General features: G+C 74.3%; 9 protein-coding genes. 4 read left to right on the plus strand and 5 right to left on the minus strand.

The genetic code is table 11. The features are described 5' to 3' along the window. Positions 1-761: VWA domain-containing protein (locus KAK06_RS16150; protein ID WP_210803167.1), on the plus strand; the 761-nt coding region annotated here is incomplete at its 5' end. Here the strand turns inward: KAK06_RS16150 and bchO are convergent. Beyond that, positions 737-1,561, minus strand: coding sequence for an alpha/beta fold hydrolase BchO (bchO, locus tag KAK06_RS16155; RefSeq protein WP_210803168.1), 825 nt, complete (start codon positions 1,559-1,561; stop codon positions 737-739). The genes KAK06_RS16150 and bchO overlap by 25 nt on opposite strands. A gap of 62 nt (positions 1,562-1,623) precedes the next feature. On the opposite strand from bchO, the gene KAK06_RS16160 reads away from it, so the two are divergent. Continuing rightward, on the plus strand, positions 1,624-2,271 hold the full coding sequence (locus KAK06_RS16160) for a biliverdin-producing heme oxygenase (RefSeq protein WP_210803169.1): 648 nt from the start codon (positions 1,624-1,626) through the stop codon (positions 2,269-2,271). 17 nt (positions 2,272-2,288) lie between these two features. On the opposite strand, the gene KAK06_RS16165 is transcribed toward KAK06_RS16160, so the two are convergent. Together KAK06_RS16165 and ppsR are read right to left on the minus strand one after the other, a co-directional pair. Beyond that, on the minus strand, positions 2,289-4,526 hold the full coding sequence (locus tag KAK06_RS16165; RefSeq protein WP_210803170.1) for a GAF domain-containing protein: 2,238 nt from the start codon (positions 4,524-4,526) through the stop codon (positions 2,289-2,291). Positions 4,527-4,542: 16 nt separating this feature from the next. Further along, on the minus strand, positions 4,543-6,009 hold the full coding sequence (ppsR, locus tag KAK06_RS16170) for a transcriptional regulator PpsR (RefSeq protein ID WP_210803171.1): 1,467 nt from the start codon (positions 6,007-6,009) through the stop codon (positions 4,543-4,545). 261 nt (positions 6,010-6,270) lie between these two features. On the opposite strand from ppsR, the gene KAK06_RS16175 reads away from it, so the two are divergent. Both KAK06_RS16175 and KAK06_RS16180 read left to right on the plus strand, forming a co-directional pair. Then, positions 6,271-7,785, plus strand: a complete 1,515-nt coding sequence (locus tag KAK06_RS16175; protein WP_210803172.1) for a phytoene desaturase — start codon at positions 6,271-6,273, stop codon at positions 7,783-7,785. Beyond that, positions 7,766-8,842, plus strand: a complete 1,077-nt coding sequence (locus KAK06_RS16180; RefSeq protein ID WP_247652923.1) for a phytoene/squalene synthase family protein — start codon at positions 7,766-7,768, stop codon at positions 8,840-8,842. The genes KAK06_RS16175 and KAK06_RS16180 overlap by 20 nt, the downstream gene beginning before the upstream one ends. 96 nt (positions 8,843-8,938) lie before the next feature. Here KAK06_RS16180 and KAK06_RS16185 read toward each other — a convergent pair whose 3' ends face one another. Then, complete coding sequence (locus KAK06_RS16185) at positions 8,939-9,781, minus strand: carotenoid 1,2-hydratase family protein (protein ID WP_210803173.1); 843 nt, start codon at positions 9,779-9,781, stop codon at positions 8,939-8,941. Between the two features lie 23 nt (positions 9,782-9,804). Then, positions 9,805-11,370 (minus strand): 1-hydroxycarotenoid 3,4-desaturase CrtD, encoded by a 1,566-nt coding sequence (gene crtD / locus KAK06_RS16190; RefSeq protein ID WP_210803174.1) that lies wholly within the window; start codon positions 11,368-11,370, stop codon positions 9,805-9,807. Between the last annotated feature and the right edge of the window lie 83 nt (positions 11,371-11,453).

The following is an 11,453-nucleotide window of genomic DNA, read 5'->3' on the forward strand; positions in this document are numbered from 1 at the left end:
GCGCCTGGCAAGTGCAGCCGCAGCGCGGCCGGCCTGCCGGCGCCCGCCCGGGCGACCCGCGCCGCGGCGCCCGGCTGAACCTGGTCGAGACGCTGCGTGCCGCCGCGCCCTGGCAGACGCTGCGCCGCCGCGAGCGCCCGGCCCACCCCGCGCGCGTCCAGCTGCAGCGCGATGACTTCCGCATCACCCGCCGCATCCAGCCGCGCCAGACGGTGACGATGTTCGTCGTCGACGCTTCCGGCTCAGCGGCGGCCCACCGCCTGGCCGAGGCCAAGGGCGCGGTCGAGCTGCTGCTGGCCGAGTGCTATGTGCGGCGCGACCAGGTGGCGCTGCTGGCCTTTCGCGGCCAGCCCGGCGGCCCGTCGGTCGAGTGGTTGCTGCCGCCCACCCGCGCGCTGGCACGGGCGCGGCGCTGCCTGGCCGGCCTGGTCGGCGGCGGCGCCACGCCGCTGGCGGCCGCGCTCGACGCCGCCTGGCTGGCCAGCCAGGAGCAGTTGCGCCGCGGCGCCACGCCGGTGGTGGTGGTGCTGTCCGACGGCCGCGCCAACCTGGCGCGCGACGGCCGCCCCGGTCGCACCCAGGCCGCGGCCGATGCGCTGGTGTCGGCGCGCGCCTTCGCTGGCCAGTCCCTCGATCTGCTGTGGCTGGACACCGCGCCGCAGCCCCAGGCCCAGGCGCGCGAGCTGGCCCAGGCGATGGGCGCGCGCTACCTGCCGCTGCCGCACGCCGACGCGCGTCAGCTGCACGCCGCGCTGGGCTGATCCAGCAGCAGCGCGGCCAGCCGCGGCGGGTCTTCCTCATGCATCAGGTGGCCCAGCCCGTCGAGGCGCTGCACCTGCACACCCGGTCGGCGCAGCCGCGCCGCCTGGGCCGGCGGCACCACCGCGTCGCGCTCGCCCACCACCAGCGTCAGCGGGTGCGTCAGGCGCGGCAGGTCGCGCTGCAGGCCGGGCAGGTCCCAGTCGGCCATCATCGACAGCACGCCCGCCAGGTGGGTGGGCTGGCGCAGCCAGTGGCCGTAGCGGGCGACCGCGGCCTCGTCCAGCGTCGAGCCGGTGGCGGTGATCAGGCGGCGCACCGCCGACAGATCGCGCGCCCGCCAGGCGGCCAGCGGCGGCACCAGCGGGTTCCAGGCCAGCAGGCGGGCCAGCGCCGGGTAGGTCCAGCCGGCCAGGCCGTCAAAGGGCTGCAGCGCGGCGTTCAGGCCGACCAGCCGGGTGTCGGCGGGCAGGCCACCGTCCAGGGCCAGGCGCAGCATCAGCGCGCCACCGGCCGAATGGCCCAGCACCAGCTCGGGTGGCGGCGCCTGCGTGGCCAGCAGCGCGCGCAGCGCCGTGGCCATGGCCGCCATGCCGCGCCGCCCGGACGGCAGTGGCGCGCTGCGGCCCTGGCCGGGCAGGTCGGGGGCCAGCAGGGTCCAACCGGCGTCGCGCGCCAGCCAGGCCTGGGCCAGGGTGTGAAAACTGTCGCTGCAGGCACCGGTGCCGTGCAACCACAGCGCCCGCCGCGGTCCGTCGCCCCAGCGCGCCAGGTGCCAGCGCAAGCCGCCGGCAGACACCATCGTGGTGCCTACCCCCATCACGCGCCCCCACGGGCCGCGGGCCAGGCCCTAAGATGACCCACATGAGTCTGGCCGCGCCCACCTTCCACCCCGTGGCCCGCCGGCTGCGTCAGGCCACGCAGACGCGCCACACCCAGGTGGAGCGCAGCGCGCTGATGCAGCGCCTGCTGCGCGGCCAGCTGGGCCGCGCCGCCTACTGCGACTGGCTGCGCGACCTGCACACCCTGTACAGCGCACTGGAGGATGGCCTGGCCGCCCCCGCCGTGCAGCAGCGCCTGGCGCCGCTGCTGGACCCGGCCCTGGCGCGCAGCCACGCGCTGGCGCAGGACCTGACACAGCTGCACGGCCCCGACTGGCCCACCACCCTGCAGCCCAGCCCACCGGCCCAGGCCTATGCCCGGCACCTGCACAGCCTGGGTACGCAGCCGCTGGGCCTGGCGGCGCACGCGTATGTGCGCTACCTGGGCGACCTGGCCGGCGGCCAGGTGCTGGCGCGCGTGGTGGCCCAGAGCCTGGGCCTGGGCGACGGGCCTGGCCTGGCCTTCTATGACTTTGGCGGGCCCGAGCGCGTGGGCGCGCTGGCGGCGCGCTTTCGCAGCGGCCTGGACCAGTTGGCGCACAGCGAGGCCGAGGCCCAAGCGCTGGAAGACGAAGCCTGCGCAGCCTTCGACCGCCACGGCGACTGGTTCGACGGGCGCGGCCCGGCCTGAGCCGCGCGCTCCTGTGCTCACGGGCCGCCGTCCGCACCCGGCGGCGTGCTCAGCCGGCGGATGCGCTCGACCAATGAGGTGGCCCGGCGGGTGGCGCTTTCCAGCTCTTCGAGCATCGGCGCGGTGGGTACCGACGCGCTGGAATCGGCGATGTCCATCGCCGCCAGGCTGGCGTTGGTGAGGATGGCGCCCAGCAGCGGGTCGATCTCGCGCGTGGCCGCGGCGCCGGCCGACAGGCCCTCGGCGGGCGCGGCCGCCGGCATGGCCCGCGCCAGCGAGGCCTCCAGGTGGGCGCGGGCCTGGGTGGCGCGCCAGCTCTGGCTGCGGTCGAACAAGGTGAGCACATAGCCCAGCGGACGGCCGTCGCGGCCGGGCACGACCTCGGCGCGCACGGTCACCGGCCGCTCGGCGTCACCGGCCTGCGGCCGCAGCAGCATCTCGCCACGCCAGTGGGCCTGGCCGGTGCGCAGCGCGGCCAGCGCGTCGCGCAGCAGCGCCGGCTTGGTGAAGGCATCGGCCAGGTGCTCCAGGTCGGTCGACACGGTGCCGCTGGCCAGTGCCGCGGCCGGGCCGAGCAGCTGGCTGCAGGCCTCGTTGATGAACAGCAGCCTGCCGTCGGGGCCGGCCACCAGCACGGCCTCGACCGCGTTGCGCACCGTCTCGCGCACCGTGGCCAGTTGGTGCTCGGCCACCAGCAGGCGCACCGCCTGGACCTGCACGATGATGTCGACCAGCGCACCGCCAAAGGCGCGGCCCAGCGCCAGCTCGGCGGTGGTCCAGGCGATCGCGGTGCCGCGCACCAGCTCGGACCAGGCGGCGAACGAACGCCTGGGCGACAGGCTCATCGGGTCGTCGCCGATCATCGGCTTGTGCGGGTCGCCGGCCCAGGTGACGGTGCGCATCTGCTCCTTGCGCAGCCACAGCAGCAGGTCGGGCCGCTGGGCTGACAAGCGCACACCCAGCACGCCGCTGGCGGTGGGCGTCAGCGAGGCCAGCGCCGGGTTGGCCTTGCCCACCGCGGAGCTGGCGAACAGCATGTCGCTGGCGGTCTGCTCGACCACCCAGTCGCGCAGCGCGCGCAATTCGGGCGTGGACGGCACCTCGCCGGTGGTCAGCAACTCGTTCTCGGCGAACAGCACCGCGCCGGTGGCATTCAGCGGCTGCAGCAGCGTGGACGGGTTGCGGAACAGCGCCTGGCGCCAGTCGCCCTCGGTGGAGGTGGCCTCCACCAGGCGTTGCTCAAGCCGGCGCACCAGCACCGCCACCTGGGCGTGCGCGTAGTTCTCAATCGCGGCGATGCGGGTGGAGACCACCTCGCCGATCAGGTCGCAGGCGGCGCGCACCGCATAGCGCACATTGCGCGGTGAGTCGTGGTGGGCGGCGATCAGGCCCCACAGCCGTTCCTCGTGCACCAGCGACACCACCAGCGTGGCGGTGACGCCCATGTTCTTGAGGTACTGCAGGTGCAGCGGCGACATGCTGCGCAGGTAGCTCATCGACATGTCGAGCTGGTCGCCCACCGGCTGGCCGTCCTCGCGCAGCAGCAGCTGCGGCTGGTAGTGCACATCGACCAACACCCGCACACGGTTGCGCAGGTAGAGCTCGCGGGCACGCTGCGGAATGTCGGTGGCCGGGTAGTGGTGGCCCAGCAGCGAGGACAGGCGCGGGTCGCGCGATTCGGCAATGATCTCGCCGTGGCCCTCGGGGTCGAACTTGTAGACCATCACCCGGTCGTAGCCGATCAGCTCGCGCACGCCGCGCGCGGTGGCGTCGGCCAGCACGCCCAGGCTGGCGGCCTCGCCAATGCGCTGCACGGTCTGCGCCACCAGCGACATCAGCGTGTCGCGGTGATGGCCCACGGTGGGCGCGGCGGCGGGCGCCAGCGGCTCCAGTTCCAGCACCAGCGCGCCGGCGGTGTTGCGGTGCAGCGCGCCTTCCCAGTCGGGGGCGCTGGCCGCACCGCCCGCCAGGGTGGCCTGCAGCGGCACCGGCTCGTCGGCACGCAGCGCCGGCAGCGTGGCCTGCACCGCCTGCGCCAGGCCCGGCGCCAGCGCCTCGAGGGGCCGTCCCAGGCAGGCGCTGCCCGGCACGCCCAGCAACAGCGCGACGTTCTCGGACGCCGCGGCCAGCCGCAGGCCCTCGCCCTCCAGCACCAGCAGCACGCCATGCGGCTGCACCGAGCCGGCGAGGTGGATCAGCTCGCGTTCGCAGTTGGTCAGATCGGCCTGACCGAAGCGGGGACTCTCGCCTTGCACGTCCGTGCTCCGCAGATCAGTTCAGCAGCCCCGGGCCCGGCGGCTTGCCCGCTTCGAGCCGATGGTGGCGCATGCGCGCCCAGAGATCATCCAGCGAGATGCCCAGCAGTGCCGCGGCCTGCGACAGATCGGCCGGGTGGCGCGCAATGGCCTCTTCCAGCAGGTGGCGCTCGGCCAGCTCACTGGTCTCGCGCAGCAGGTCGCCCAGCGACATCAGGCCCACCTGCGCCGCCAGCCGATCGATCGCGCTGGCCAGCTGGCGCACCTGCGGCGGCAACGTGCCCTGGCGGTGGTCGATGCGGCGCAGTGTCAGGCCCATGCATTCCTGGTCGCCCTCGGCCAGCAGCGCGGCCGAGACCTCGACGTCGATCATCACCGCCTCATTGCGACCGATGGTGCACAGCTGTTGGTCGACGATGCCCAGGTGGCGCGCCTGCGCCAGGATGGCCGGCAGGCAGCCCTTGGCGTCGCCCAGCAGATCGGTCAGGTTCTGGCCGGTGCTGGGCATGGGCATGCCGGGCATGGGCGCCGCATCCTGACACAGCAGGTCAAAGGCGGTGTTGGACATCAGCACCCGGGCCTGCGAATCGGTGATCACCACCGCGTCGGGCGTGCGGTCGACAAAGCTGGCCAGGCGCAGACTGGCCGAACCCGGCTCGGCCGCCACCTCGGCCACGCGCACGCGCACCAGCAGCAGCAGCGTGCCGTCGGCACTGAAGGGCGTGGCCGACAGGTCGGCCGGCACCGGCGCCACCGCCAGGCCCTCGCCCGGCGCCAGCAGCGCGCGGATCTCGCCCGGGCGACCGCTGGTGCGGGCGGTGACGAAGAGCTCCTCGACCGCCGCGCGCGAGACGCTGCTGATGCTGGCCAGCACGCTCTGCCCGGCCCAGTGCGCCATCACGCGGCCGAACAGCTCGGCGGCGGCGCGGTTGGCCTCGACCATGGCGTAGCTGTGGGCGTCAATGACCAGCACGCCGTCGGTGGCCACCTGGAACAGCATGCGGTAGCGGGCCTCGGCCTGGCGACGGCGCCAGTAGTCGCGCTCCAGCGCCTGCTGGGCCTCGACGAAACGCTGCTGGATGGCGGCCACCGAGCGCAGGTCGCGGCCCACCGCCAGCACCGGGCCCTTGGCGCCCAGGCGCACGGCCGAGTAGGCCACCGGGATCTCGGTGCCGCCGTCGGCCTGGTGGTTGACCTCGCGGCGCTGCGTCACGCGGCCGGCGCGGGCCTCGCTGAGCATCATCTCGACCTTGCGCCGGGTCTCGCCGGTGACGGTGTCCACCCAGTGCCGGCCCACCCAGTGGGCGGCGCCACCGGTCAGCGGCTCGGCGCCCTGGGCGACGTTGCGGATGACGCCGTCGTCGTCAATCACCAGCGCGATGTCGCTGGCGATGGAGACAAAGGTCTGCGCCAACTGGGGCGCGAGTTCGGACAGCGCACCCAGGTCAGGTGGCTCGGTCGGGCGATTCGGGGCGTTGCTCACGCGACTTCTCCACTGCAGCGCACGACTTGCACCAAGGGCGGAATGATCCGCCAGGCGCAGGTGTCGACGCACAGGGCCTGGAATGATCAAACCACGATACCACAGGGGCCCTGTCCATGACGCTGCCGAGAGGACCAGGGCCGGCGAGTCGGGCTCTTTGAGGTCGGCTGCCCGGGCGCCGCAGCGCAGGGGAAGGTGGGGCCGGCCAGGAGGAGTACGGATCGTGTTGTCATTCTAACTTGACACTCCTACAATCACCAAATGTTGACACTCGACAGTGGCGTGCCGCACGCCGTGGTGATCGGCTCCGGCTTCGGTGGCCTCGCCGCCGCGGTCCGGCTGGCCGCCCGTGGCTGGCGGGTGACCGTCGTCGAGCAGCTCGACGCCCCCGGCGGCCGCGCCTACGTGCACCGGCAGGACGGCTTCACCTTCGACGCCGGGCCCACGGTCATCACCGCCCCCTTCCTGCTCGAGGAGCTGTGGGCGCTGTGCGGCAAGCGCCTGTCCGACGACATCGACCTGCGCCCGGTGGCGCCGTTCTACCGCATCCGCTTCGACGACGGCACGCTGTTCGACTACAGCGGCGACCCCGAGGCCATGCGCCGCGAGGTGGCCCGCCTGGCGCCGGATGACGTGGCCGGCTACGAGCGCTACCTGGCAGCCAGCCAGGACATCTTCAAGGTCGGCTTCGAACAGCTGGGCCACGTGCCCTTCGAGAGCGCCACCGACATGCTCAAGGTCGCCCCCGACCTGCTGCGCCTGCAAGGCTGGCGCTCGGTCTGGGGCCTGGCCAGCCGCCACGTGCGCGACCCGCGGCTGCGCGTGGTGCTGACCTTCCAGTCGCTGCTGGTGGGTGGCAACCCCTTTGACACCACCGCGGTCTACTGCCTGATCGCCCACCTGGAACGCCACTGGGGCGTGCACTTCGCGATGGGCGGCACCGGCGCGCTGGTCAGCGGCCTGGTGACGCTGATACAGGAGCAGGGCGGGCAGCTGCGGCTGAACACCCGGGTCGAGCAGATCATCGTCGAGGGCGGCCGCGCCCGGGGCGTGATGCTGCAGGGCGGCGAGCGGCTGGACGCCGACGCGGTGATCTCCAACGCCGACTCGGCCTTCACCTACCGCCGCCTGGTGGCCCCTGAGCACCGCCACCGCTGGACCGACCGCAAGCTGGACCGGGCGAACTACTCGATGAGCCTGTTCGTCTGGTACTTCGGCACGCGGCGCCAGTACCCCGGCGTGGCCAACCACACGATCGCGCTGGGGCCGCGCTACCGCGAGCTGCTGGCCGACATCTTCCACCGACAGCACCTGGCCGAGGACTTCAGCCTGTACCTGCACCGTCCCACCGCCACCGACCCCTCGCTGGCGCCACCGGGCTGCGACACCTTCTACGCGCTGGCGCCGGTGCCGCACCAGGGCAGCGGCGTCGACTGGACGCAGCAGGCCGAGCCCTTCCGGCAGGCGGTGCAGCGGCGGCTGGAGAGCACGCTGCTGCCAGGCCTGGGCGCCGAGGTCGTGACCTCGCGCGTGACCACGCCGCTGGACTTCGCGCAGCGCCTGTCGTCCGAGCAGGGCGCCGCCTTCGGCCTGGCACCCACGCTGATGCAAAGCGCCTGGTTCCGGCCGCACAACCGCAGCGAGGACATCCCCGGCCTGTACCTGGTGGGTGCCGGCACCCACCCGGGCGCCGGGCTGCCGGGCGTGCTCAGCTCGGCGCGCGTGCTGGATCACTACCTGGCCCCGGCCGCCGCCCATGTCCGCGCCGCTGCCTGACCTGCGGTCCGCCGACCGCGCCGACCTGGCCGCCTGCCGCGTGGCGCTGGCCAACGGCTCGCGCACCTTTCTGGCCGCGTCCTGGCTGCTGCCGCGCGCGGTGCGCGAGCCGGCCTGCGCGCTCTACGCGTTCTGCCGCATGGCCGATGACCTGGTCGATGGCGCCGCTGCCCGCGGCGAGCGTGCCGCCGACGCCGTGGCCGAGCTGCGCGATCGCCTGGCGCGCCTGTACGCCGGCCAGCCCGGCCCGCACGTGGCCGACCGCGCGCTGGCCGCGGTGGTGCGCGGCGGCATGCTGCCGATCGCCTGGCCGCTGGCGCTGATCGAGGGTTTCGAGTGGGACGCCACCGGCCGCCGCTACGAGACGCTGGACGAGGTGCTGGCCTACGGTGCCCGCGTGGCCGGCGCGGTGGGCGCGATGATGGCCGCGCTGATGGGCGCCACCCAGGGTGAGCACGCCGAGGCCGCGCTGGCCCGCGCCTGCGACCTGGGCGTGGCGATGCAGCTGTCCAACATCGCCCGTGACGTGGGCGAGGACGCCGCCATGGGCCGGCTCTACCTGCCGCAGCAATGGCTGCGCGAGGCCGGCATCGACCCCGAGGCCTTCCTGGCCGCGCCGGTGTTCAGCCCCGCGCTGCGCGAGGTCGTCGAGCGGCTGCTGGCCGAGGCCGAGCGGCTGTACACCCGCGCCGGTGCCGGTGTGGCCGCGCTGCCGCTGGCCTGCCGGCCCGGCATCAATGCCGCGCGGCTGCTGTACCGGCAGATCGGCCGCCAGGTGCAGCGCAACGGCGGCAACTCGGTGGATCAGCGCGCCGTGGTCTCGGCGCGGCGCAAGCTGTTGGGCCTGGGTCAGGCCGCGTGTTCGCTGCGGCCCTCGCTGCAGGCGCTGCACGAGCCGCCGCTGGCCGCCACCGCCTTCCTGGTGCAGGCCCTGCCGCGCCCCTTGGCCAACACCTCGCCCGCCTGGTGGCAGTGGCAGACGCGCGGCCTGCGCGTGCTGGCGCTGTTCGAGCGTCTGGAGCGCGAACGCGCGCGCGGGGCGGCGGCGTGTCGCTGATCTGGCTCGAGATCGTGCTGGGCTTCGGCGTGCCGATCGCCTGGGGCCTGTGGGAGCTGTGGTCGCTGCGCCGGCTGCGTCAGCGCGATGAAGCGCTCAAGCGCGCCGCGGCATCCGGAACGGCAGCATCGCCTGCACCCACGGACGAGCAAAGCGCCTGAGGTCCAGGCTCTCCTGCACCGCACACACCGACAGGCCGTGCCAGCGCAGGCCCAGCAGTGAGCGCGTGTAGAACGGCCCGTCCTCGAGCTGCCGCAGGCGCTGCGGCACGCAGCCCGCGTCCTGGCGCACCTGCTGCGCCACGCCCCAGGCGCCGCGCGGCAGATCGGCGCTGGCCATCAGCGGCAGATGCTGCACCGGCTGGCCTTCACGCAGCTCCAGCGCCAGCGCGCGGGTCTGGCCGTCGCGCTCCACCGTGTCGTAGACCACCATGCAGCGCCGCTCATCCAGATGGGCGCGCGCCCAGTGCCAGTGCGAGAAGCCCTGCTCCAGCGGCTCGTTGCCGCGGTTGCAGTCCAGGTAGCCCTGGCCGCGCCAGTGCCAGCCGGGCGCGTCGAAGTCCACCTCGACATCGGCCAGCGGCGCCAGCGGCCACCACTGGTGGCGGCCGCCCGCGTCCAGATCGATCGGCGCGGTGGGACAGGGCCTCGGCCGCAACCGCACCCGGCCGCGCAGGCGGCGCGGCCAGGGCACGGCCCATTCATGGATCTGCGCCTCCAGCACCTCGCCGTCCCAGTGCAGCGCGCTGGGCCCCACCTGCAGGTGATCGGGCCCGCGCTGCAGCTGCGTGGCGCCGCGCTCGGTCATCGCCCACAGCGGCCGGCCGTCGCGGTACAGCGCCACGTTGATCGCGCAGTGCGCCTGCGGATCGGCCAACCCGCGGGCCCGGGCGCGGGCGTAATAGGGTGAGAAGACGCTGCCGACGAAACCGATCAGCACCAGCGCATCACGGCGGTCGGCGCTCAGCGCGTCGAGGTACCACCAGGCATAGCCGCCGGGCGCGACAGGGTGATCGAAACCCGGGCCGAAGGCGCCCGCAGCATGGCCTGCGCCGCCAGCCAGCCTGAGGTGGCCGCCATCGGCAGCCCCGGCCCCGGGTGCACACTGCCCCCCGCCAACCACAGGCCCGGGATCCGGCTGGCCGAGCCCGGTCGGCGAAACGAGGCCTGCCAGCCGTGCGTCGCCCGGCCATACAGCGCTCCGCCCGTCCCCGGAAAGCGCGCCGCGAAGTCCGCGGGCGTCGTGCGCAGCACCGTCTCGGGCTGCCAGCGCAGGCGCAGGCCGCAGCGTCTCAGATGGGTCAGGCTGCGCAGTTCGCATGGTTCGATCTCCTGTGGGGACAGGCCCTGGCCGTCCGCCTGGGCGGGTGCATTGACCAGCCAGAACATCCGCTCCAGGCCCTCGGGCGGCGGCGCGGTGTCGTCGCGGTCGGGGGCACAGAGGTAGACGGTGGGACGACGCGGCAGGCGGCCGGCGCCAAAGATGTCGGCAAACTCGCTCGCGCCGTCGCTGCTGAAGAACACGGTGTGGTGGGCCAGCGCCAGGCCCTGGGCCTCGGCCAGCGCGGTCCAGGTGAGCGCCGACAACGAGCGCGGCGCGGTGGCGGCGTCGGACGGTGTGGCGGCGCGCGCGGACTCGCCCGCCAGGCCGCGGGCCAGCGCGGCCGCGTCGCCGTTCCACAGCACCTGATCGGCGCGCAGGCACTCGCCATCGGCCAGACGCACGCCGCCGATGCGACCACCCTCGATCAGCAACTCGCTGACATGCGCACCGGTGCGCAGCACGGCGCCGCGGGCTGCGGCCACCTCGGCCAGCGCCTGGGCCAGGCGCTGCATGCCGCCGGGGATGCGCCACACGCCGGCGCGCTCGGCCTGCGCCACCAGCATCAGCGTGGCCGGCGCGGCAAAGGGCGACGCACCGCAGTAGGTGGCGTAGCGGCCGAAGAGCTGGCGCAGCCGCGGGTCGCGGAACTGCTGCGCCAGCGTGTCCATCAGCGTGGCAAAGGGCGCGATGCCGGCCAGCGCCGCCAGCCCCGGCAGGCCCTGGGCGCGCCAGCTGCGCCAGGCCAGGCTCCAGGGCGTGGGCCGCGGCGCGCGCATGTGGGTGTGCTCCAGCGCGCGGAAAATGCGCTCGGCGCGCGTGCAGAAGGCCTGGTAGCGGCGCGCTTCGTCGGGCCCGGCGAAGGCACCGATCGCGTCCACCGTCTGGCGCGCATCGGCCAGCAGGTCCAGCGTGTCGCCGCCGCGCCAGACGTGGCGCGCCAGCACCGGCAGCGGCCGGGTGGGCACCCGCGCGTCGAAGGATTCGCCCAGCTCGGCGAACAGCGCCTCGAACCAGGGCTTGAGCGTGAACACCGTCGGGCCCGCGTCCACCCAGGCCGCTCCCGCCGCCTGGCTGCGCAGCTTGCCGCCCCAGTGCGCGGCGCGCTCCAGCACGGTGACGGCTCGGCCCGCGTGGGCCAGCCGCGCCGCGGCCACCAGGCCGCCGATGCCGCCGCCGACCACGATCACCCGGTCCTCGCCCGCCATGGTCTTCAGGCCCGGCGGCGACCGTGGGGGGTCGTCAGTGTGTATTGACGTTGACAGCTCATGTGTCTATTCTGCTTGACACT

The sequence above is a fragment of the Ideonella aquatica genome (assembly GCF_018069755.1).
Classification (GTDB): domain Bacteria; phylum Pseudomonadota; class Gammaproteobacteria; order Burkholderiales; family Burkholderiaceae_C; genus Ideonella; species Ideonella aquatica.